Here is a 21,326-nt window from a genome sequence, read left to right as displayed (position 1 = left end):
CGGCCCCGCTCCGTTCTCCGCCGCGTACGTGATCACTGGTCTCCCTCGTTGCGAACGCCCCCGAGCACCCTGTACGAGGGCCGAGACGAGGCATGGAAGGATTGCCGCATGAGTGCAGTGAAACTCGATGGCAAGGCCACCGCCGCCAAGATCAAGTCCGACCTCGCGACCAGGGTGGCCGCGCTGAGAGAACGCGGCATCACGCCCGGCCTCGGCACCGTGCTCGTGGGCGACGACCCCGGCAGCCAGATCTACGTCGCAGGCAAGCACCGGGACTGCGCGGAGGTGGGCATCGCCTCCATCCGCGTCGATCTGCCTGAGACCGCCACCCAGGCCGAGGTCGAGGCGGCCATCGACGAGCTCAACGCCTCCCCCGAGTGCACCGGCTACATCGTCCAGCTGCCCCTGCCCAAGCACCTCGACACGATGGCCCTGCTGGAGCGGATGGACCCGGCGAAGGACGCCGACGGCCTCCACCCGATCAACCTCGGCCGCCTCGTGCACATGGTCGACGCGCCCCTCCCGTGCACCCCGCACGGCATCGTGCTGCTCCTGCAGGAATACGGCGTGCCGATCAAGGGCGCCGAGGTGGCCGTGGTCGGCCGCGGCATCACGGTGGGCCGCTCGCTGGGGCTGCTGCTGACCCGCCGCAGCGAGAACGCCACTGTCACTCTTTGCCACACCGGCACCCAAGACCTGGCCGGCCACGTGCGCAGGGCCGACATCGTGGTCGCGGCGGCCGGCGTTCCCGAGCTCATCACCCGTGACATGGTCAAGCCCGGCGCGGCCGTGCTCGACGTGGGCGTCTCCCGGGTCAACGGGAAGATCGCCGGAGACGTGGCGCTCGACGTCGAGGGGGTCGCGGGCTTCCTCACCCCCAATCCGGGCGGAGTCGGCCCCATGACCCGAGCCCTGCTGCTCTCCAACGTGGTGGAGGCGGCTGAGCGGCTCCGGTCCGGCGCTTCCGGCGGCTGACGCGGGCCGCACCCGGCTGCCGCCGTACGGGCCGCGTGCCCAGGAAGCGTGAGGGCGTTCCAGGGTGCCGGGCGTCAGAACGGGTACGCCGCGACGTCGCCCTGCATGGTGACCCACTGCGTCTCCGTGAAGGCGCCGATGTTCGCACCCGGCCCGCCCAGCCGCGTGCCCGTCCCCGACGCGCCCCGCCCGCCGAACGAGGCCACGGCGGCCCGCTGCTTCTCGCGGGCTCGTACGGTGGCCGCCGCGACGTCGTCGGCTCCGGCGGTGCCCGCCCGGCCGAGTTCGATGACGGGCGCGTCTCCGGAGCGGGAGGCGGTCCAGCCGCCGAAGACGGAGCCCGTCCAGGTCTTGGGGTCCAGGAACGTCAAGGGAGCAGCGTCTCAAGGCTGGAAGTCGGGATCAACGGCCACGGTCACGTCGAGCAGCAGGGGTTCCTCGCGGGCGGACAGCCCGGGCAGGACCTCGTCGAGGGTCGCCGTCAGCTCGTCGTACGAGTCCACCCGCCGGGCCGGGCAGCCGAGCGACCTGGCCAGGCCATGTACGTCCACCTCGGTGAACGGTGGCCACGGCGCCTTGCCGCCCTGCTTGTCGGCCAGCCGGTCCATGACCGCGTACCGGCCGTTGGCGAGCACGACGAACAGCGCGCCGACGCGGTAGTGGGTGGCGCTCCAGAGGGCGTGCAGTCCGTAGAGCGCCGACCCGTCGCCCACGACCGCGACCACCGGGCGGTCGGGGAGCGCCATGCGCAGTCCTACGGCGGCGGGCAGGGCGAAGCCGAGTCCGCCCATGGCCGCGGAGACGAAGCCGAGCGGGGTCTTCGCGGGCACGAGGCGGTGCAGGTCGGGGCGAGAGGACGGGGTCTCCTCGATGAGCACGGTGTCCGCGGGCAGCCGGCTTGCCAGCGCGCGCAGCACGTGCGCGGCCCGCAGCGGCCCACCGTCACGGGGAGGCTCGCCGGGGCCGGACGCGGGAGCGCCGCCCGGGGTGCCTGCCGGGGGTGCCGGGCCGTCAAGGCCGGGCTCCAGGGTGGCAGGGCCGCCTGCCGGGGGTTCGGGGCTGAGGGTGGCGGGGACGTTCGGTCGGTGGTGCGGCGGGGTGGCCGGGACGGCGGGGAGGAGGGTGGCGAGGCGGGCGCAGACGGCGGCGGGGGAGGCGAGGCAGGCCAGGTCGGCCGCGCTGCGGTGCGCCTCCGCCGGGTCGTCGGTGACCAGGGCGACCGAGGTGCCCGGGGCGACCAGCGGGCCCGGCACGTACACGTACTGCCGGAACACAGGGGCGCCCACCGCGAGCACCACGTCATGCGGGGCCAGCCGCTTTCGCAGGCGTTCCCTGTCGGCGGGCAGGACGCCCGCGTACTGCGGGTGGTCCTGCGGGAAGCCGGCGCGCGCCCCGAACGACTCCTGGAACACCGGGCACCGCAGCCGCTCGGCCAGCGCGACCAGGGGGTCCCATGCGGCCCCCGCGCCGGCCACGATCGCCGGGGAGCGCGCGCCCGCCAGCAGCCGCACCAGCGGCGCCAGGTCGGCGTCGGGGACGGCGGCCGGGCGCAGCAGCCGGGCCGGCGCCGCGAGGACCTCCCCGTCGAAGGGCTCCTGCCAGTCGTCCATCGGCACGATCACCAGCGCGGGCCCGCGGGCCGTGACCGCCTCGTGCCAGGCGCGGGCCAGCGCCCCTGGTACGTCCTGCGCGCGTGCCGGCTGGTTCACCCAAACCGGGTAGTCGCCGGCCAGCCCCTCCAGCCGTCCGGTCAGGAACGGCTCCAGCGCCAGGTGCCGCCGGTCCTGCTGCCCCACGATGATCACCAGGGGCGCCCGGTTGACCCGGGCGGTGGCGATGGCGCCGACGGCGGTGCCCAGCCCGGCGGTGGTGTGCAGCACGACCAGCGCGGGGGCTTCGTTCCCGATGGCCCAGCCGGTCGCCATCCCGACCACGGAGGCCTCGTGCAGGCCGAGCACGAAGCGCAGATCGTCCGGCAGGTCCACGAGCAGCGACACCTCGGTGGAGCCGGGGTTGCAGAAGATCGTGGTCAGCCCGCGGCTGCTCAGCACGTCGAACGCGGCGTCCCTGACGGTGCTCACCGTTCTAGCATTCCCCGCCGGATCTGCCGGTAGACGTGTCCGGTCAGCGGGCGCGGTAGCGGTCGGTGGCCTCCCTGGTGGCGCGGATGGCCGCGTCGGCCCTGTCGTAGGTGCGCTGCGCCAGTCCCACGAAGATGCAGTCGACGATCAGCAGTTGGCTGATCCGGCTGGCCAGCGCGCCGGGCCGGAAGGCCGTCTCGCGGCCCGCCGACACCAGCGTGTGGTGCGCCATCTCGGCCAGCGACGAACGGGGGTTGTTGGTGATCGCGACGATCATCGCGCCCGTGTCCGCGGCCGTCCTGGCGGGGACGAGCACGTCGGGCGTCTCGCCGCTGCAGCTGATCGCCACCGCCACGTCGCCTTTCCTGAGCAGCGCCGCGCTGGTCAGGGCCAGGTGCGCGTCGCTGAACGGATGGCTGGACAGCCCGATCCGCAGCAGCTTCTGCGACATGTCGGCGGCTACCAGGCCGGAGGCCGCCACGCCGTACACGTCGACGCGCCGGGCCGTCGAGATGGCCTGCACGATCTCGCCCAGCTGGTCGGGGTCGAGCTGCGCCGCCGTGTCGGCCAGCGCCTCCGACTCGGCGCGCGCGACCTTGGCGATCACGTCGGTCAGCGGGTCGTCGGGCGCGAGGTCGCCCGGCACCAGCCGCTCGGGCTCCTTGGCGACGGCCGCGGCCAGCGCGAAGCGCATCTGCGAGTACCCGGCGAACCCGAGCGCCCGCGCCGTGCGGACGATCGTCGCCTCGCTGGTGCCGGAGACCGAGCTGAACTCGGTGATCGTGCTCCGTACGACCAGCCCGGGATCGTCGAGGATGATGCGGGCGATGGACTGCGCGGCGGGGGTGAGCGACGGCAGCACGGCGCGTACGGCCGCGACCGGGTTCGCGGGCTCGGCGGTCACCGAAGCAGCCATTCCGCCGCCGCGAGGGCGGACACGCGGGAGATGCCGTGGGTGGCCACATGGGTGAACCCGTGGGTGGCGCCGTCGGGCGGGGCGGGGATGCCGGTGTCGACCACGATCGCGTCGGGCCTGAGCGCGAGGGCCTTCGCCACGGTCTCCCGCACCCAGGCGTGCCGGGCGGCGTCGTGCACCACCAGCACGACCGGCCGTTCGTCGAAGGGCGGCAGCTCGCCCTGCGGCTCCATCTGCACCCTGGCCGTGTTCGGCAGCAGGGAGGCCAGCGCGGCCGTGACGCCGGTCGGCGTGGCCGGGTCGACCGCCTTGCTGAAGCGGGTGTTGACCTCGACGACCAGGGGTCCGCGGTCGAGCGCGGGGGTGCCGGAGGTGGTGAGCGCCGCCCTGGCGGCCTCCAGGCCGACGCCTTCGTCGACGTCGCCGCGGACCTTGTCGCGCAGCTCCGTGCGGGCGGCGTACCAGCCGGCGAGTGCGCGGACCCGGGCGGCGGCCTCCGCCAGGCGCTCCTCCTGCAGCGTCCCCTCGCGCACGGCGGCCACGATCGCGTCGCGGATCTCGTGCAGGCTGTCCTCCGTGGACAGCCCCACGCAGATCGCGTCCACGCCCGCGTCGAGCGCGCGCACCGCGATCTCGCCGGGGCCGAACATGTCGGCCACCGCCTGCATCTCGATCGCGTCGGTGACGAGCATCCCGTCGAAACCGAGCTCGCCCCTCAGGAGCTCGGTCAGGATGGTACGGCTGAGCGTCGCCGGCATCGACGGATCGAGGGCGGGGATGAGCAGGTGGCCCGACATGATGGAGCGCACCCCGGCGTCGATCGCGGCGCGGAAGGGCGGGAGGTCGCGTTCGTGGAAGACCTCGCGCGAGGCGTGCACGGTGGGCAGCGCCAGGTGGGAGTCGGTGACCGTGTCGCCGTGCCCGGGGAAGTGCTTGGCGCAGGCGGCCACGCCGGCGCCCTGCACGCCGTTGACGTAGGCGACGGTGTGGCGGGTGACCAGGTCGGGCGTCGCACCGAACGAGCGCACGCCGATCACGGGGTTGGCCGGGTTGGAGTTCACGTCGGCGGAGGGCGCGTAGTCGAGCGTGATGTCGAGGTCGGCGAGCATCCTGCCGATCTGCCGGCCCACCCGCTCGGTGAGCGTCACGTCGTCGACCACGCCCAGCGCCCGGTTGCCGGGGAAGGAGCTGCCGTTCGTGACCTCGAGCCGGGTGACCGCGCCGCCCTCCTCGTCGATCGCCACGATTGTGTCCGGGTTCTCGGCGCGGAAGTGCCGTACGAGCTGCGCGTCGATGGCGTTGCGGGCGAACAGCACCACGCCGCCAAGACCTTCGCCCAGCGCCCGGCGCAGCCAGTCGGGGGTGGAGGTCCCCTCGTACCCCGGATGCAGCACCGTCATCGCCAGTCTGTACAGGTCACCGCTCATCGGCATTTTCCTTCACGATTGTTGATCTGAAGGTAATTTTCTGTCATTGTCGCCCTCGACACAACCACTTCCGAGAGGCCACCCCCCAATGCCCAGCAGAAGGACTCTCCTGAAGGGCTTAGCCCTCGCCGCCGCCGCCTCCGCCGTTCCGCTGCCCGCCTACGCGTCGACGAACGGCCACATCCCGCCGCTGCGCCAGATGCGCGGCATGTGGATCGCCTCCGTGGTCAACATCAACTGGCCCTCGAAGCCGGGACTGACCGCGGACGAGCAGAAGGCCGAATATCTCGCCTGGCTGGACGTGGCCGTGCAGCGCAAGCTCAACTCGGTGTTCGTGCAGATCAGGCCGACCGCCGACGCGTTCTGGCCGTCGCCGTTCGAACCCTGGTCACAGTATCTGACCGGGACGCAGGGGCAGGACCCCGGCTACGACCCGCTCGGGTTCGCCGTGGAGGAGACCCACAAGCGCGGCCTGGCCTTCCACGCGTGGTTCAACCCCTACCGCGTCTCGATGCAGGACGACCCGGCCAAGCTGCACCCCGACCACCCCGGGCGCAAGCACCCCGACTGGATCCTGCCGTTCGGCGGCAAGCTCTACTACAACCCCGGCATGCCGGAAGTGCGGAAGTTCTGTCAGGACGCCATGATGGACGCGGTCACCCGCTACGACATCGACGGCCTCCACTTCGACGACTACTTCTACCCGACCAACACCACGGGCTTCGACGACAGCGCCGCGTTCGCCGAGCACGGCGCCGGCTTCCCCGACCTGGCCTCCTGGCGGCGCAACAACGTCGACCTCATGGTCCAGGAGATGCAGCAGCGGGTGCTGGAGTCCAAGCCGGAGATCGCGTGGGGCATCAGCCCGTCCGGCATCTGGCGCAACAAGGCCAGCGACCCGCTCGGCTCCGACACCAACGGCGGCCAGTCGTACGACAACCTGCACGCCGACACCCGCGGCTGGGTCAAGAAGGGCTGGCTCGACTACATCGCCCCGCAGCTCTACTGGTACATCGGGCAGCCGCCGGCCGACTACTCCAAGCTCGTCCCCTGGTGGTCCGACGTCGCCGCGGGCACGAAGACGCAGCTGTGGATCGGCCAGGCCGCCTACAAGGCCGGCGACCCCGCCCAGGCGGCGGAGTGGCAGGCGCCGGACGAGTTGTCCAGGCACCTGACCCTCAACAGGGACCACCCCGAGATCGGCGGCGACATCTGGTACAACGCCAACGACGTCAAGGTCGACAGGATCGCCTCCATCTCGACCGCGGTCGACGACCACTACCGGCGGCCCGCGTTGGCGCCCGTGCTGCCCAGGCTCGCCAAGGGGGAGCCGCCGCGCCGGCCGGTGCTGGCGTACGCGCTGCGCCGCCACGGCGGGGTCGAGGTGCGGGCGGTGGCGACCGGCCGGGACGAGCCGTTCCTGTTCGCCGTCTTCCGCTTCGACAGGAACGCGCGGTCCGGCGACTTCGCTGACGCGCGCCACCTGGTGGCCGTCGTGCCCGGCGACCGGCAGGTGCGCTGGACCGACCCCGACGGCGGACGCGGCGACCACTACTACGTGGTGGCGGTCGACCGCGCCAACAGGACGAGTAAGCCCAGCAACGGCTTCCGGGTGATCTGAGCCGGTTCGCGGGCGTGCTGCGCCCGTACGTGTCGCCGGCCGGTCATCCGGCCGGCGATCACCCGGCACGCCCCGCCCGAGTGCATGCCCCCGCCACCGCTCGTGAAGGTTCCGATGCCGCCGGAACCCCTCGCCGTGGCCCCGGTCGCGATCCGGTCTACGCAGGTGGCCTTTCAGGCACCTAAGAAGCCCTCCGCCCAGCGGGCGACGGCTGCTCGGTGGCTCCCGACGACCTCTGTGGCGGCACCACGGGGGTCGGGCGTACCAGTCCGAGCGCGACGACCTCGTTGGCCAGCCGTGTGCGCCGGTTGGTGCCCTCGGGAATCCTGAACTTCTGGTAGAGCCGCAGCAAATGCTGCTTGACCGCGGCCTCGGTCACGACCAGGTCGTCGGCGATCTCGCGTGCGGTCGCCGGGGCGACGAACGCCTCGTCCGACAGCGCCGGCCTGCAGAGCGAGGTCAGCACGTCGACCTCGCGCCTGGTCAGCTCGGGCGCGGCCGCCCTGCGCAGCTCGACCTCAGGGGTGAAGTCCTCACGGGGGACTCCACCGATGCGACCCCGGGCCGCGCCGAAGGAGACGACGTCGCCGTCGTCAAGGACCCTCCGGGCGATCGGCCTGCCGTTCACCCGCGTGCCGTTCCTGGACAGCCCCAGGTCGACGACATACAGGTAGGGTCCTCGTCTGACGAACTCGGCATGGAGTCGAGACACGCTGGGGTCGGTGAGCCGGATGTCCACACCCCGGCCCCTCCCCACCGTCGTGATCTCGGGGCGCAAGGGGACCACCTCGCCGGTGTCCTCGATGCGTATGAACGGCCCCTCCACTGGCGGTTCCTCCCCTGGGTTGACGCAGCGTATGAACGGCACGCCTACTCCTGGGCACGGCAGTTCCTCCCCAGGTAGCCCGCCGTAACTATTACTACAGCTCCGGCTTACCCAAACGAGGGGATGCGGAATCTCCTTTGCTGAAAGGAGAATCCGACGTGAAATTGGTCTGGACCTTTGAAGCCGGTTTTGCCTGCTCACGGGTAGACTCCGAGGGAAGATAAGCGGAGGAAACACCCATGGCGGACAAGCCCACGAAAGGTCTGGCCGATGTCGTCGCCGCGTCCACAGCGCTGAGCGACATCGACGGAAAGGCCGGCCGGCTCTTCTACCGTGGATACGACATCCACGACCTGGCCGGCCGTGCGACGTTCGAGGAGACCGCACACTTGCTGCAGCGCGGCAAGCTGCCCGACAGGGCCGAGCTCGACGCGTACGGCGCCGAGCTGGCGCGCGGCAGGGAGCTCGGTGCCCTGGTCTCGGCGAACATCGCCGAAATCGCCGAGAAACAGAAACCCATGGAGGCGCTGCGCTCGCTGGTCTCGCTGTCGGGCGCCGACGACCCGGACAAGGACTCCATCACCCCGGACGCCAACCTGCGCAAGGCCGCCCGGCTGACCGCGCAGCAACCCCTCCTGGTCGCCCGCTTCCACGCCGCCCGCGGCGGCGGGAGCGTTCCCGACCCCGACTCCTCGCTGAGCATCGCCGCGAACTTCCTGCTCCAGGTGACCGGTCGCACTCCCGACCCCCGTGAGGTCGAGATCTTCGACGAGTGCCTGGTGCTGCACGCCGACCACACCATGAACGCCTCCACGTTCGCCGCCCGCGTGTGCGCCGCGACGCTGTCGGACATGCACTCCGCCATCGTCGCCGCCATCGGCACCCTCAAGGGCCCGCTGCACGGCGGGGCGAACGAGCAGGTCATGAAGACCCTGGAGTCGCTGACGCCCGGCAGCGTGGCCCAGGCCGTACGCGACAAGCTCGCGGCCGGCGAGAAGATCATGGGCTTCGGCCACCGCGTCTACAAGACCGAGGACCCGCGCGCCACCCACCTGCGCAGGATGTCCGCCGAACTGGCCGGGGCGTCCGGGGACGACACCTACTACCGGATGTCCAAGGAGATGGAGGAGGTCGTCTTCGAGACGAAGGGCCTCTATCCGAACGTCGACTTCTACGCCGCGTCCGTCTACCACTACCTGGGCATCCCGACCGACCTGTTCACGCCGGTCTTCTCCATCAGCCGCATGTCCGGCTGGACCGCCCACGTCATCGAGCAGCACGCCGACAACCGGCTCATCCGCCCGGACAGCGAGTACATCGGGGAGACGGACCAGAAGTGGAAGCCGGTCGACGAGCGATGAGCCGGGTGAATGCGACCGTCAGCACGAGCGATGAGCCGGGCGAATGCGACCGTCAGCACGAGCGATGAGCCGGGCCGGGGAGAATGGGACCATCAACAGGTGCGATGACTGATGTGACTGTGAGCGGATGCGTTGAGCCAGGGGACTGAACGCGAGAGCTGGGGACCGTACCCGCTGATCCTGGTGGGTGCGGTCGTCGGCGTGCTCGTGACCTACTTCGTGAACCTGCGCTGGGGCGGGTTCACCATGGGCGCCGTCATCATGGTCGCCGCCGCCCTCCGCTTCGCCGGATACGGCGGGCAACTGTCCGTGCGGAGCAGGCGGACCGATGTCGTCACGCTGTCGGTCTTCGGCTTCGTGCTGGTGCTGACCTCACTGCTGCTTTACAACAACGAGCTGAAGGCGCTGATCCTGTCCCTTTTAGCCCGGTGACTTGACGGTCCGATAGCCTCAACGCATCACATCATTGAAGGGGAACCATTCGCATGCCCAAGATCAAGGTGGAGGGTCCCGTCGTCGAGCTTGACGGCGACGAGATGACCCGGATCATCTGGCAGTTCATCAAGGACCAGTTGATCCTTCCCTACCTCGATGTCGATCTGAAGTACTACGACCTCGGCATCGAGCATCGGGACGCGACGGACGACCAGGTCACCATCGACGCCGCCAACGCCATCAAGCAGCACGGCGTCGGCGTGAAGTGCGCCACCATCACCCCGGACGAGGCGCGGGTCGAGGAGTTCGGCCTCAAGAAGATGTGGAAGTCCCCCAACGGGACCATCCGCAACATCCTCGGCGGCGTCATCTTCCGCGAGCCGATCATCATGTCCAACGTGCCGCGGCTCGTCCCGGGCTGGACCAAGCCGATCGTCGTCGGCCGTCACGCCTTCGGTGACCAGTATCGCGCCACCGATCTGAAGGTCCCCGGCGAGGGCACGCTCACCCTGACGTTCACGCCGAAGGACGGCTCCGAGCCGATCGAGCTCGACGTGTACGACTTCCCCGGCAGCGGCATCGCGATGGCGATGTACAACCTGGACGAGTCGATCCGCGACTTCGCCCGCGCGTCGATGCGTTACGGCCTGTCCCGCAACTACCCGGTCTACCTCTCGACGAAGAACACGATCCTCAAGGCGTACGACGGCCGCTTCAAGGACATCTTCGCCGAGGTCTACGAGTCGGAGTTCAAGGCCGACTTCGAGAAGGCCGGCCTCACCTACGAGCACCGCCTCATCGACGACATGGTCGCGGCGGCGCTGAAGTGGGAGGGCGGCTACGTCTGGGCGGCGAAGAACTACGACGGCGACGTGCAGTCCGACACCGTGGCGCAGGGCTTCGGCTCGCTCGGCCTGATGACCTCGGTGCTGATGACCCCTGACGGCCGCACCGTCGAGGCGGAGGCCGCGCACGGCACGGTGACCCGCCACTACCGCCAGCACCAGCAGGGCAAGCCGACCTCCACCAACCCGATCGCCTCGATCTTCGCGTGGACGCGCGGCCTGGCCCACCGGGGCAAGCTCGACGGCACCCCCGCCGTGATCGACTTCGCCGACAAGCTGGAGCAGGTCTGCGTCGAGACCGTCGAGGGCGGCCAGATGACCAAGGACCTCGCGCTCCTGGTCGGCGGCGACGCCCAGTGGCTGACCACCCAGGACTTCCTGGCGGCGCTGGACGAGAACCTCAAGAAGAAGATGTCCGCCTAGTCGAATACGGCCTCTATCCGCGGTTTCGCTGCGTGATAGAGGCCGTTTCGCATGTTTGTGAGCCGTCACGGCTCCGGATCGGGTGCGGACACGGCGGCGTCCCGAGCAGCCGATGACGTGCTGGTCGAGAAGAGCTTCGACGCCTCCTCAACACCCGAGAGCCGCTGGACGAAGCCGCGGCCGCGGCAATCGCGCGCGCCGGGGTGGCCGACCGCCCGCGGTGACCGGCGGGGAGCAGGTGATCAACTCAACGTGCCGGGCGCTCGGTCGGCGAGGCCGCTGCGGTCGGGCAGGGTGCCGGCGACATCGCGCGTGGGGTCCGCTGAGCGGGCCGTACGGCGAGCCGCGCCGCGACCGCCAGCACGGCGACCGCGCCGATCGTCAGGCCCGTGCCCGCCCAGACCGGCGAGGTGAAGCCGAGGCCCGCGCCGATCGTCAGCCCGCCCAGCCAGGCGCCGAGCGCGTTGCCCACGTTGAAGGCGGCGATGTTGCTGCCCGAGGCCAGCGTTTCGGCGCGCCCCGCGTAGTGCATGATCCGCATCTGCAGGCCCGGCACGGTAGCGAAGCCGAACGCCCCCATCAGCAGCAGTGAGACGAGGGTCATCGCCTGGCTTCGCGCGGTGAGCGCGAACACGGCGAGCACGACCGCGAGTGCGGTGAACACCACCGCGAGAGTGCCGTCGGCGGTCCATCGGTCGGCGGCCTTGCCGCCGGCCAGGTTCCCCACGAACAGGCCGCAGCCGAACAGGATGAGGAGCCACGGCACGGTTGTGGCGGCGAAGCCGCTCACCTCGGTGAGGGTGAAGGCGATGTAGGCGAAGGCGCCGAACATGCCACCGAAGCCGAGAACCGTCAGAAGCAGTGAGAACCACACCTGCGGGTGCGCGAACGCGGCGATCTCGGCCCGTAGTCCGTCCGAGCGCGTCGCGACGGACCGGCCCGCCGTACGTCCGGGCACCAGCAGTGCCACCCCGCCCAGCGCGACCACCCGGATGAGGGTGATCACCCAGAACGTGGCCCGCCAGCCGAACTGCTGGCCGACGAAGGTGCCGAGCGGCACTCCGAGCACGTTGGCCGTGGTCAGTCCGGTGAACATCGTCGCGATGGCGCCCGCGCGCCGGTCGGGCGCCACCAGTCCGGCGGCCACGACCGAGCCCACCCCGAAGAACGCGCCGTGCGGCAGGGCGGCGACGATCCTTCCCGCGAGCATGGCGCCGTAGCCGGGGGCGAGCGCGGAGATCATGTTGCCCGCGATGAAGATCACCATCAGGCCGAGGAGCACGTGCTTGCGGTTGATCCTGGTCATGGCTGCGGTGAGCCCGATGCCGCCCACCGCGACGCTGAGCGCGTAGCCGGAGATGAGCCATCCGGCGACCGGCTCCGTGACCCCAAGGTCCGTCGCGACCTCGGGCAGCAGTCCCGTGATCACGAACTCGGTGAGTCCGATCCCGAAACCTCCGATAGCGAGAGCGAGCAGGCCTAGAGGCATGACTCATCCATCCTTGGTTGTGCAGGCTAAAAGAGCGCGTATGCAACTAACTGCGCGAGCAGCAACATACTTGCAGGCGCGGTATATTTCAAAGCGGGCAATCTTGGCAGGAGGACGGACCGTGGGCATCTCTGACGACGCCGTGCAGATCCGCGCTCGAGGCTGGCGCACCCTGGCCGCGCTCCACGGCATGATCGACACCGCTCTGGAGAAGGCTCTTCAGTCCAGCCTCCGGCTCTCCGTGGTGGAGTACACCGTCCTCGACGCGCTGTCCCGCCAGGACGGCTGGCACATGCGCATGCGGCAACTCGCCCGCGCCGCCGCACTGTCGAGCAGCGCCACCACCCGCCTCGTCACCCGCCTGGAGGATCGTGGGCTGCTGACGCGAGTCCTGTGCCAGGACGACCGGCGCGGCATCTACACCGAGCTCACCGACCAGGGCTGGACCCTCCTCCTCCAGGCCCGCCCCATTCACGACGAAACCCTCGCCGCCACCCTCGCCCAGGCCGGGCAACTCCCCGAACTCGCTCCCTTGGTCACTGCGCTCCACGACGTGGCTGCCTCCGCGTGACCTCCCGCCTCCCCGGGCGGACGGGGAGGCGCCGCGCGGGCTGGTGGCGCGGCTTGCACGTTTCCCCGCGATCTGCGGACCATCTCTTGACGGTGGGGCGCGCGTGGCATAGTGGATCACTTGGGTAGGAGCCTCCCTGTAGGTACACACACCGCTACCTACCGTTACGGTCGTTCGTGTCTCGGGGGGTTCGGATGCGACTGGGAATTATGGGCGGGCTGGGACTGATCGCCGCGGTCGCGATGGTGTCCGGTTGTGACTCGCCGCCCGACACCGCCAGGCTGGCGGACAGCAAGGCCGACGCCGCCACCAAGGTCAAGGTCAGTAAGGCGGCCAAGGCCAAGGCCGCGGCCGCCGTGAAGGCGAACGAGCTGGGGCAGATCCCGGTGCTGATGTTCCACCGGGTCATCCCCAAGCCGACCACGACGGACGACCGGACGCCGAAGCAGTTCCGCGCGGACCTGGAGCGGCTGGCCAAGGAGGGGTACGTGCCGATCACGGCCGCCGAGATGGTGTCCGGCAAGATCGACATTCCGGCCGGCAAGCACCCCGTGGTCCTGACCTTCGACGACTCCTCACCGTCGCAGCTCACCCTGAACCAGATGGGCGTGCCGCAGAAGGACACCGCCGTCGAGATCCTGCTCGACGTGGCCGCCAAGAACCCGGGCTTCCGCCCGGCCGCCACCTTCTACGTGACCCGCGACATGTTCGGCAAGAGCACCCCCGAGGAGCAGGCGCAGATGCTGCTCTGGCTGAAGAACCACAATTTCGAGATCGGCAACCACACCCGCGACCACCTCAACCTGCGCGGGCTCTCGCACGAGAAGGTCGAGGAGCAGATCGGCTCGATCGCCAAGCAGGTCGGCACGTTGTCCTCGGTCAAGCCGACCACGATCTCCCTGCCGTACGGCAACCAGCCGCGCAAGAAGCAGTGGGCCATGCGGGGCAAGCACTTCAAGCACCAGGGGGCGTTCCTGGCCGGCTACACGCCCGCCCAAGCGCCGTTCAGCAAGTCGTTCGACCCGGCGGGCATCCCGCGGATCAAGGTCATGGAGAAGAAGGGCGACTGCAAGCAGTTCTGCTCGCACGCGTGGCTCGACTGGCTCAAGAACAACCCGGACATGCGCTACACCTCGGACGGGGACCCGCGGACGGTCGCGTACCCGAAGTACAAGGCGCCGTACCTGCGGAAGTCGTTCCTCACGTTGAGCCTGCCGTACTGACGGCCGGGGCCGGCCGGCGCGACGTCACCCCGATCGCGTGGTGAAGGCGATGCCGGCCGCCCGCAGCCGGTCGATGAGCGGCCGGCCCATGGCCGAGGCGGTCGTGAGCTGGCCGGCGAGGTCGGGCACGTCGTCGAAGGCCAGGCAGAGCGCCGACTCGGCGAGCATCTTGGCGGTCTCGTCGTAGCCGGGGTCGCCGCCCGCGACCTCCGTGACGACCCGCTCGCCGCCGCCCTCGCCCAGGAACGTGACCTTGAACCAGCTCTTCGCGCGCTGCTCGGGCGAAGGACCCTCGCCGGGTTTCACCCGGCTCTGGAGCCAGCCGCGTACGGCGGGGACCTGGGAGAGCATCGCGAACGCCCCCGCGCCCGCCGCGACCGCCAGCGCGGCCGGGAGGGTCTTGACGGCGATGTGCTGGCGGTAGGCGAAGTCGGGGCCGTAGCGGTCGAGGAGGCGGGCCGAGCGGCTGACGATGCGCGGGTCGACGGTGGGCATCGGGAGCGCCCAGCCGCCCACGTAACGCAGTCCGCCCGCCCTGGCGCTCACCCTGCGGCCGAGGGGCCCGGTCTCGGCGGCGCGGCGCCGGGCGCCGGCCTCGGCGGCCTGCCTGGCCCGTCCGACGATGGACATCGCGCTGGTCAGCGTGCCGCTGGAGAAGCGCGCGTTGGCCCGCAGGAAGGCGCTGACCGTCAGCGGGACGTCCTTGGGCAGCTGGGAGACGGTGTAGAGGGTGCCGAGATCGAAAACGATCGAGTCGAAGCCGCAGGCGTGCACGATCTTGGCTCCGCTGCTGACGGCCCGGTCGTGGTGGCGGACGTAGACCCGGTCCACGAACTCCGGCTCGCCCGTGAGGTCGAGGTAGTGGGTGCCGGCGTCGGCGCACGCGGCGACGAGCGGGTCGCCGTACGTGATGTAGGGGCCGACCGTGGTGGCCAGGACGCGCGTCCGGCGGGCCAGCTCGGCCAGCGAGCCGGCGTCCGTGGCGTCGGCGAGCAGGATGGGTACGTCGAGCCCGAGACGCTCCAGCTTGGCCCGGTCGCGCCCCGCCAGCGCCCACCGCGTGCCGGGGCCGGCGGCGCGGGCGAGATAGGCGGCGGTGAGGGCGCCGGTGAACCCGCTCGCACCGAAAAGTACGATGTCGTAGGGACGGTCCATGATCAGCGGCTCCTGGTGATCGTCTGCTGCACATTCGACCGTGCCCATGGCCACGCCGGCGAACCCCCAAGGTCTCGAAGGCTTAACAAATCCCTGGGAAGTGGCTGGGCGTCGTAAAGTTTGCGTCGTTGGGGTCAAGCACACGTGGGGATGACGAATGCCGCGAATCGCACCGTTGGTGGCCGGCGATCCCGACCACCTGGGGTCGTTCCGGCTGTCCGGACGGGTCGGAGAAGGCGGTCAGGGCATCGTCTACCTCGGCGTCAACGACGAGGGGGAGCGTGCGGCCATCAAGTTGCTGCACGTGAAGTTCAGCGGCGACACCATCGCCCGGTCGCGATTCGCCAGGGAGCTGAAGGCCGCGCAGCGGGTGGCGTCGTTCTGCACGGCCAGGGTGATCGAGGCCGACCTCGACGGTGACACCCCGTACATCGCCAGCGAGTACATCGAGGGCAAGGCGCTGCGTGACCTCGTCGAGACCGACGGGCCGCTCACCGGCACGGCGCTCGACCGCCTCGCCATCGGCACCGCCACCGCGCTCACCGCCATCCACCACGCCTCGATCATCCACCGCGACTTCAAGCCCGACAACGTGCTGATCGCCGCCGACGGGCCGCGCGTGGTCGACTTCGGCATCGCCCGGATCATCGACTCCACCGGCACGATCACCAGCCGGGCCATCGGCACGCCCGCCTACATGGCGCCCGAGCAGATCGCGGGCGACGACATCGGCCCCTACACCGACGTGTTCTCGTGGGGGGCGACCATCGCCTTCGCGGCGACGGGAGAGACGGTCTTCGAGGGCAAGTCGATCGCGGTGGTGCTCAACCGGATCCTCAACCACGAGGTCGACGTCGACATGATGCCGGAGCCGCTGCGGAGCGTGGTGAGCTCGGCGCTGGCCAAGTCGCCGGCCGAGCGGCCCTCGGCCGACCAGATCCTGCTGCGGCTGCTCGGGCAGTCGTCCACGGCGGGGGCGTCGACGGCCGTGCTCACCAAGGGCGTGCAGCTGGCGGGCGACGACACGACGCCGTTCATCCGGGTGTCGGCGGGGTCGATCACCGACCACCCCAGCCGGCGGGCCTCCGCCGTACCGACCCACGGGCCGGCCCACGGCACGGGCCAGGGGCCGTTCCACGGCACGGGCCATCAGACCGGTTCCGGTCACCACGCCGGCACGGCCTGGCCCGCGGTGGGGCACGCCGCGACGGGGACGGAAACGGGCGCCGGCACGGGCACGGGCACAGGGACAGGGAACGCCGCGACGGGGCCTCAGAGCGCGGCAGGGCAGGAGACGGCGCCTCCGGGCGAGTCCGGGCCGCCCACGGGCGAGACGGGGCCGTCTGAGGGCGGCGGGACGCCGTACCCGGCGAAGAAGCTCGCCACTCGCGGCCGGCGCCGGTGGGCGAAGGCAGGGGTCGCGGCGGCCGCCGCGCTCGCCCTCGTCGCGGCCGCCGCGGTGGCGGCGACGATGAACGGCTGGCTGTCGTTGCCCTTCGGCGGCACGGCGGAGCAGACGGTCGATCCCTCCCGCCCGAGCGTGGTGGACAAGGTGGCCGGCACCGGGCGGATCGTGATCGGCGTGCGGGGCGACCTGCCCGGCGTCGGCCTGCGCAACGGCGACGGTTTCGACGGTTTCGACGTCGACATCGCCAGAGAGCTCGCCGCGGAGCTCGGCGCGAAAGAGACGAAGTTCGTCCAGGTCAGCAGGGGCGACAGGGCCGACGCGCTGGAGAAGGGCCAGGTCGACCTCGTCGTCGCCGCGTACTCCATCGACAAGGGCAGAACACAGTTCGCCGGCCCCTACTACCTGGCGCACCGCGACCTGCTGGTGCGCGCGGACAGCGACCACGACACGATCGCCGATCTCAAGGGCGAGAAGGTCTGCGCCCCGAGCAGTTCTTCCCTCAGCGAGGTGCAGGAGAAGGTGACGGTCGAGCCGGTGGCGGCCAGCGACTACGCCGCCTGCATGGACCTGCTCAGAAGCGGCAAGGTCGCCGCGGTGCCGGGGGAGGACGTGGTCCTGGCCGGTTTCGCGCAGCGCGAGAGCATGCGCTACAAGATCCTCGGCGCCAAGCTCAACAACGAGCGTTACGCGGTCGGCATCAGGAACGGCGACGTGAAGACCTGCAAGGCGGTCAAGGCCGTCATCGCCGACCTCTACGCCAGGGGTGTCGTCAAGCGGCTCCTGACCAGCAGGTTCGGTAGGGTCGATTTCGAAATGGAGCTGAAGGTACCCGCGATGGAAACCTGTTGATGACGTGCGGGTAACATCCCGAAGGTCAACGAATCGTCCTGCGAGTTAGGGGAAGGCCATGGCGTCGTCAGCCACTGCGCCCGTCAAGGTGACCGTCACCGGAGCAGCCGGCCAGATCGGCTACGCGCTGCTGTTCCGCATCGCGTCGGGGCAACTGCTCGGCGCCGACGTCCCGGTCAGGCTGAGCCTGCTGGAGATCCCGGCGGCGGTGAAGGCGGCCGAGGGCACCGCGATGGAGCTCGACGACTGCGCGTTCCCGCTGCTGTCCGGCATCGAGATCACCGACGACCCCGACGTCGCCTTCGCGGGCGCCAACGTCGCCCTGCTGGTGGGCGCCATGCCGCGTAAGGCCGGCATGGAGCGCGGCGACCTGCTCGGCGCCAACGGCGGCATCTTCGGCCCTCAGGGCAAGGCGATCAACGACCACGCCGCCGACGACATCAGGGTCCTGGTCGTGGGCAACCCGGCCAACACCAACGCGCTCATCGCCCAGCGCAACGCGCCCGACGTGCCCGCAGACCGCTTCACGGCGATGACCAGGCTCGACCACAACCGCGCGCTGTCGCAGCTGGCCGCCAAGCTTCAGGTGCCGGTCACCGAGATCAAGAAGATGACGATCTGGGGCAACCACTCCGCCACCCAATACCCTGACCTGTTCCACGCCGAGGTGGGCGGCAAGGTCGCGGCCGAGCAGGTCGACGGCGACTGGCTGCGTGACACGTTCATCCCGACGGTGGCCAAGCGCGGCGCCGCGATCATCGAGGCGCGCGGCGCGTCCTCGGCCGCCTCGGCGGCCAACGCCGCGATCGACCACGTCCACGACTGGGTTAACGGCAGCGAGTGGACGTCGGCGGCCGTGGTCTCCGACGGCTCCTACGGCGTGCCCGAAGGGCTCATCTCGTCGTTCCCCGTGCGCGCGGCCGGCGGCGCGTTCGAGATCATCCAGGGTCTCGAGATCGACGCGTTCTCCCGGGAGCGCATCGACGCCAGCGTGCGCGAGCTGGAGGAGGAGCGCGACGCGGTGACGTCGCTGGGCCTCATCTGAGCGGCAGGCACCGCCCGAACGCGAAACGCGCGCCCTCGTCGTCACGGGGGCGCGTTCGCGTTCGTGGGCCCGCCCGGCTAGGGGCAGGCCGCGGTGGGCACAACGGGTGCGGCGGGCACGGACTGGATCGACGGCACGGGCAGGATCGCCGGTGTGGGCTGCAGTGCCGGCGCCGGCTGCGACGTCGCGAACAACACGCCGGCGGCGGCCATCAGGCTGCCCGCCACGACGAGGGCACCGTAGAGCAGCTTCGTGACCCTTGGTGAAAAGCTCCTCACGTTTCGATATCCCAGCACATATCTCGCCTTCATATCAGGTGTTTGGCGAAAGCGCTCTCCAGGCATCGGAGACGATGTCGCCCAACGCCGCCCGCTCGGCCTTCCAGCCCAGCTCGCGCTGGATCTTCGCGGACGAGGCGACCAGCACGGCCGGGTCGCCGGGCCGGCGGTCGCCCACGACGACGGGGATCTCGTGGCCGGTGACCTCGCGGCAGACCGAGATCACCTCCTGGACGCTGAAGCCGGTGCCGCTGCCCAGGTTGTAGATCTTGTGCTCGCCCGGCGTGATCGCCCCGAGCGCCAGCAGGTGCGCCCTGGCCAGGTCGAACACGTGGATGTAGTCGCGCACGCAGGTGCCGTCGGGCGTCGGGTAGTCGGAGCCGAACACGCTCACGGAGTCGCGCTCGCCGGTCGCGACCTTCAGGACGTTGGGGATGAGGTGGGTCTCGACCGTGTGCCGCTCGCGGTAGCGGCCGTGGGCGCCGGCCACGTTGAAGTAGCGCAGGCTCACCGCGCTGAGCCCGCGCACCTGCGCGAACGCGGTCAGCGCGGTGTCGACGGCCAGCTTGGAGGCGCCGTAGGGGTTGGTGGGGCGCGTCGGGTCGCTCTCCTGGATGGGGGAGCGTTCGGGCTCGCCGTACGTGGCCGCGGTCGAGGAGAACACGATCCTGGCCACGCCCTTGTCCCGCATGGCGTCGAGCAGGGCCAGCGTGCCGCCGAGGTTGTTGGCCCAGTAGAGTCCGGGCTTGGCCACCGACTCGCCGACCAGCGACTTGGCCGCGAAGTGCAGCACCGCGTCGGCGCCGTCGAGCGCGTCGTGCGCGTGGGCGATGTCCGCCCGCACGAATCGGGCGCCCTCGGGCACGGCGTCCTCGTGCCCTGTCGACAGGTCGTCGAGTACGGTCACCTCGTGGCCCGCCTCGACGAGCTGCGCCGCGACGACGCTGCCGACGTATCCGGCACCACCCGTGACCAGCAGCCTCATGTTCACTCCTGTTCAAATATGTTTGATTTTGTACGGCTTGCCGTTCAGCATACGCGGGAAAGCGGCCGAGTACGCTGCCAACCACCATGTTTGACACCGTCGTGGCCAACATCGCCCTGGTTCTGCTGTTCATTCTGATCGGCGGCTTCTTCGCCGCCGCCGAGATAGCGATGGTGTCCCTGAGGGACAGCCAGGTACGCCAGATGTCGCAGCGGGGCCGCAGAGGCGAGCGTGTGGCCAAGCTGGCCCGCGACCCCAACCGTTTCCTGTCCGCCGTGCAGATCGGCGTGACGGTGGCCACCATGTTGTCGGCCGCGTTCGGCGCCGACCGGCTGGCCGCCCAGCTCGTGCCCGTGCTCGAAGGGTGGCGGGTGCCCGAGGCCGTTGCCCCCGTCATGGCGCTCGTGCTGGTGACGCTGGCCATCTCGTACGTGTCGCTCGTGCTGGGGGAGCTGGCCCCCAAGCGGCTGGCGCTGCAGCGGGCCGAGGGCCTGTCGTTGTACGTGGCGCCCTTCCTCGACCGGCTCGCCGCCCTGTCGCGCCCGATCATCTGGGCGCTGTCCAAGTCCACCGACGTCGTGGTCCGGCTGCTCGGAGGCAACCCGAAGGCCGACAGGGAGGAGGTCACGACCGAGGAGCTGCGCGAGATGGTGGTCGGCCACACCGACCTGACCGCCGACGAGCGCAAGCTGATCGCGGAGGTGTTCGCCGCGGGCAAGCGGCAGCTCAGGGAGGTGATGCTGCCGCGTACGGAGGTGGAGTTCATGGAGGCGGACACGCCGCTGGACGACGCCGCCCGCCTGGCCGCCACGCTCCCGCACTCGCGCTTCCCCGTCTACCGCGAGTCGTACGACGAGGTGGTCGGGTTCGTGCACGTGCGTGACCTGCTCGACCCCGAGCTGGCCGGGCGGAGCGAGCCGATCAGCGCGGTCGTGCCGATCAGGGCGGCGAAGTTCGTGCCCGCGTCCAAGCGGCTGCTCACCACGCTCAACGAGATGCGCGCGGAGGGCCAGCACCTGGCCATCGTGGTGGACGAGTACGGCGGCACGGCGGGCATCGTCACCCTGGAGGACCTCGTCGAGGAGCTGATCGGCGACATCAGGGACGAGTACGACGTGGAGGAGGACGTCGTGGTCCTGCCCGCGGGCGAGATCGAGATCGACGGCCTGACGAACCTGAACGACTTCGCCACCGAGACCGGCATCCGGCTGCCGGACGGGCCCTACGAGACGCTGGCCGGGTTTGTCATGGCCATGCTGGGGCACGTGCCCGTCGTCGGGGAGAAGGTGGAGGTGCTGGGCTTCGAGATGAGCGTCACCGAGCTCGACGGCCGCCGTATCGCCAGGGTACGCGTGAAACGCCGTCCGGTCGTCGAGTCGCCGCCCGACCAGGATTCCTGACACAATTGCCTGC

Annotated in this window: 19 protein-coding genes; 10 read left to right on the top strand and 9 right to left on the bottom strand. The window is 70.5% G+C overall.

Annotated elements, in window-relative coordinates; translation table 11 throughout:
- Positions 1 to 108: 108 nt before the first annotated feature.
- The gene (locus ACTWPV_RS20735) at positions 109 to 975 is read left to right on the top strand and encodes a bifunctional methylenetetrahydrofolate dehydrogenase/methenyltetrahydrofolate cyclohydrolase (protein WP_443153055.1); all 867 of its coding nucleotides are present in this window, start codon (positions 109 to 111) and stop codon (positions 973 to 975) included.
- A 74-nt stretch (positions 976 to 1,049) separates the two neighbouring features.
- On the opposite strand, the gene ACTWPV_RS20730 is transcribed toward ACTWPV_RS20735, so the two are convergent.
- Genes ACTWPV_RS20730 through ACTWPV_RS20715 form a run of 4 tightly spaced genes read right to left on the bottom strand, consistent with a single transcriptional unit; the run spans position 1,050 to position 5,399 of the window.
- Positions 1,050 to 1,346 (bottom strand): hypothetical protein, encoded by a 297-nt coding sequence (locus ACTWPV_RS20730; RefSeq protein ID WP_443153054.1) that lies wholly within the window; start codon positions 1,344 to 1,346, stop codon positions 1,050 to 1,052.
- Between the two features lie 12 nt (positions 1,347 to 1,358).
- Positions 1,359 to 3,056, bottom strand: coding sequence for a thiamine pyrophosphate-dependent enzyme (locus ACTWPV_RS20725; RefSeq protein ID WP_443153053.1), 1,698 nt, complete (start codon positions 3,054 to 3,056; stop codon positions 1,359 to 1,361).
- A gap of 43 nt (positions 3,057 to 3,099) precedes the next feature.
- Positions 3,100 to 3,972, bottom strand: a complete 873-nt coding sequence (locus tag ACTWPV_RS20720; protein ID WP_443153052.1) for a MurR/RpiR family transcriptional regulator — start codon at positions 3,970 to 3,972, stop codon at positions 3,100 to 3,102.
- Complete coding sequence (locus ACTWPV_RS20715; protein ID WP_347646621.1) at positions 3,957 to 5,399, bottom strand: glycoside hydrolase family 3 protein; 1,443 nt, start codon at positions 5,397 to 5,399, stop codon at positions 3,957 to 3,959. Before ACTWPV_RS20715 ends, ACTWPV_RS20720 begins: the two co-directional genes overlap by 16 nt.
- Before the next feature lie 88 nt (positions 5,400 to 5,487).
- On the opposite strand from ACTWPV_RS20715, the gene ACTWPV_RS20710 reads away from it, so the two are divergent.
- Complete coding sequence (locus ACTWPV_RS20710) at positions 5,488 to 7,020, top strand: glycoside hydrolase family 10 protein (protein WP_347646622.1); 1,533 nt, start codon at positions 5,488 to 5,490, stop codon at positions 7,018 to 7,020.
- Between the two features lie 181 nt (positions 7,021 to 7,201).
- Here ACTWPV_RS20710 and ACTWPV_RS20705 read toward each other — a convergent pair whose 3' ends face one another.
- Positions 7,202 to 7,846: an FHA domain-containing protein gene (locus ACTWPV_RS20705; protein WP_347646623.1), complete on the bottom strand. Its 645-nt coding sequence runs from the start codon at positions 7,844 to 7,846 to the stop codon at positions 7,202 to 7,204.
- 239 nt (positions 7,847 to 8,085) lie between these two features.
- On the opposite strand from ACTWPV_RS20705, the gene ACTWPV_RS20700 reads away from it, so the two are divergent.
- The 3 genes from ACTWPV_RS20700 (at position 8,086) to ACTWPV_RS20690 (ending at position 10,910) form a co-directional block, all read left to right on the top strand.
- Positions 8,086 to 9,207, top strand: coding sequence for a citrate/2-methylcitrate synthase (locus ACTWPV_RS20700; protein WP_347646624.1), 1,122 nt, complete (start codon positions 8,086 to 8,088; stop codon positions 9,205 to 9,207).
- A gap of 183 nt (positions 9,208 to 9,390) precedes the next feature.
- Positions 9,391 to 9,639 carry a DUF3017 domain-containing protein gene (locus ACTWPV_RS20695; protein ID WP_443153051.1) on the top strand — a complete coding sequence of 83 codons (249 nt, stop codon included), beginning with the start codon at positions 9,391 to 9,393 and terminating at the stop codon, positions 9,637 to 9,639.
- Between the two features lie 53 nt (positions 9,640 to 9,692).
- Positions 9,693 to 10,910 carry an NADP-dependent isocitrate dehydrogenase gene (locus ACTWPV_RS20690; protein WP_443153050.1) on the top strand — a complete coding sequence of 406 codons (1,218 nt, stop codon included), beginning with the start codon at positions 9,693 to 9,695 and terminating at the stop codon, positions 10,908 to 10,910.
- 247 nt (positions 10,911 to 11,157) lie between these two features.
- Here the strand turns inward: ACTWPV_RS20690 and ACTWPV_RS20685 are convergent, their stop codons facing one another.
- Complete coding sequence (locus ACTWPV_RS20685; protein WP_443153049.1) at positions 11,158 to 12,399, bottom strand: MFS transporter; 1,242 nt, start codon at positions 12,397 to 12,399, stop codon at positions 11,158 to 11,160.
- Positions 12,400 to 12,520: 121 nt separating this feature from the next.
- On the opposite strand from ACTWPV_RS20685, the gene ACTWPV_RS20680 reads away from it, so the two are divergent.
- Together ACTWPV_RS20680 and ACTWPV_RS20675 are read left to right on the top strand one after the other, a co-directional pair.
- A complete protein-coding gene (locus tag ACTWPV_RS20680) occupies positions 12,521 to 12,970 on the top strand; it encodes a MarR family winged helix-turn-helix transcriptional regulator (RefSeq protein WP_443153048.1) in 450 nt (149 codons plus the stop codon).
- Between the two features lie 194 nt (positions 12,971 to 13,164).
- Positions 13,165 to 14,193, top strand: coding sequence for a polysaccharide deacetylase family protein (locus tag ACTWPV_RS20675; RefSeq protein WP_443153047.1), 1,029 nt, complete (start codon positions 13,165 to 13,167; stop codon positions 14,191 to 14,193).
- A 24-nt stretch (positions 14,194 to 14,217) separates the two neighbouring features.
- On the opposite strand, the gene ACTWPV_RS20670 is transcribed toward ACTWPV_RS20675, so the two are convergent.
- The gene (locus ACTWPV_RS20670) at positions 14,218 to 15,348 is read right to left on the bottom strand and encodes a saccharopine dehydrogenase family protein (protein WP_443153046.1); all 1,131 of its coding nucleotides are present in this window, start codon (positions 15,346 to 15,348) and stop codon (positions 14,218 to 14,220) included.
- 157 nt (positions 15,349 to 15,505) lie between these two features.
- Here ACTWPV_RS20670 and ACTWPV_RS20665 point away from each other — a divergent pair, with 157 nt between their 5' ends.
- Together ACTWPV_RS20665 and ACTWPV_RS20660 are read left to right on the top strand one after the other, a co-directional pair.
- Positions 15,506 to 17,605: a serine/threonine-protein kinase gene (locus ACTWPV_RS20665; RefSeq protein ID WP_443153045.1), complete on the top strand. Its 2,100-nt coding sequence runs from the start codon at positions 15,506 to 15,508 to the stop codon at positions 17,603 to 17,605.
- 58 nt (positions 17,606 to 17,663) lie between these two features.
- A complete protein-coding gene (locus ACTWPV_RS20660) occupies positions 17,664 to 18,650 on the top strand; it encodes a malate dehydrogenase (RefSeq protein ID WP_443153044.1) in 987 nt (328 codons plus the stop codon).
- Positions 18,651 to 18,727: 77 nt separating this feature from the next.
- Here the strand turns inward: ACTWPV_RS20660 and ACTWPV_RS20655 are convergent, their stop codons facing one another.
- Both ACTWPV_RS20655 and galE read right to left on the bottom strand, forming a co-directional pair.
- On the bottom strand, positions 18,728 to 18,928 hold the full coding sequence (locus tag ACTWPV_RS20655) for a hypothetical protein (RefSeq protein ID WP_347646632.1): 201 nt from the start codon (positions 18,926 to 18,928) through the stop codon (positions 18,728 to 18,730).
- 34 nt (positions 18,929 to 18,962) lie between these two features.
- Positions 18,963 to 19,913: a UDP-glucose 4-epimerase GalE gene (galE, locus tag ACTWPV_RS20650; protein WP_443153043.1), complete on the bottom strand. Its 951-nt coding sequence runs from the start codon at positions 19,911 to 19,913 to the stop codon at positions 18,963 to 18,965.
- Between the two features lie 86 nt (positions 19,914 to 19,999).
- Between galE and ACTWPV_RS20645 the strand changes: the two genes are divergently transcribed.
- Entirely contained in the window at positions 20,000 to 21,313 is a 1,314-nt protein-coding gene (locus ACTWPV_RS20645; RefSeq protein ID WP_347646634.1) for a hemolysin family protein, read from the top strand.
- Positions 21,314 to 21,326: the final 13 nt, after the last annotated feature.

Origin of the sequence: Nonomuraea sp. KM88, assembly GCF_052245635.1 — a bacterium.
Taxonomy (GTDB): Bacteria; Actinomycetota; Actinomycetes; order Streptosporangiales; family Streptosporangiaceae; genus Nonomuraea.
The sequence above is the reverse complement of the archived record's forward strand: the minus strand, read 5'-3'. Positions and strand labels throughout refer to the sequence as shown.

Bases quoted from the DNA above. Each gene is read 5' to 3' on its own strand.
- ACTWPV_RS20735 (WP_443153055.1), top strand. From the start codon at position 109: ATGAGTGCAGTGAAACTCGATGGCAAGGCCACCGCCGCCAAGATCAAG.
- ACTWPV_RS20720 (WP_443153052.1), bottom strand. From the start codon at position 3,972: ATGGCTGCTTCGGTGACCGCCGAGCCCGCGAACCCGGTCGCGGCCGTA.
- ACTWPV_RS20715 (WP_347646621.1), bottom strand. From the start codon at position 5,399: ATGAGCGGTGACCTGTACAGACTGGCGATGACGGTGCTGCATCCGGGG.
- ACTWPV_RS20710 (WP_347646622.1), top strand. From the start codon at position 5,488: ATGCCCAGCAGAAGGACTCTCCTGAAGGGCTTAGCCCTCGCCGCCGCC.
- ACTWPV_RS20700 (WP_347646624.1), top strand. From the start codon at position 8,086: ATGGCGGACAAGCCCACGAAAGGTCTGGCCGATGTCGTCGCCGCGTCC.
- ACTWPV_RS20690 (WP_443153050.1), top strand. From the start codon at position 9,693: ATGCCCAAGATCAAGGTGGAGGGTCCCGTCGTCGAGCTTGACGGCGAC.
- ACTWPV_RS20685 (WP_443153049.1), bottom strand. From the start codon at position 12,399: ATGCCTCTAGGCCTGCTCGCTCTCGCTATCGGAGGTTTCGGGATCGGA.
- ACTWPV_RS20675 (WP_443153047.1), top strand. From the start codon at position 13,165: ATGCGACTGGGAATTATGGGCGGGCTGGGACTGATCGCCGCGGTCGCG.
- ACTWPV_RS20670 (WP_443153046.1), bottom strand. From the start codon at position 15,348: ATGGACCGTCCCTACGACATCGTACTTTTCGGTGCGAGCGGGTTCACC.
- ACTWPV_RS20665 (WP_443153045.1), top strand. From the start codon at position 15,506: ATGCCGCGAATCGCACCGTTGGTGGCCGGCGATCCCGACCACCTGGGG.
- ACTWPV_RS20660 (WP_443153044.1), top strand. From the start codon at position 17,664: ATGGCGTCGTCAGCCACTGCGCCCGTCAAGGTGACCGTCACCGGAGCA.
- galE (WP_443153043.1), bottom strand. From the start codon at position 19,913: ATGAGGCTGCTGGTCACGGGTGGTGCCGGATACGTCGGCAGCGTCGTC.
- ACTWPV_RS20645 (WP_347646634.1), top strand. From the start codon at position 20,000: ATGTTTGACACCGTCGTGGCCAACATCGCCCTGGTTCTGCTGTTCATT.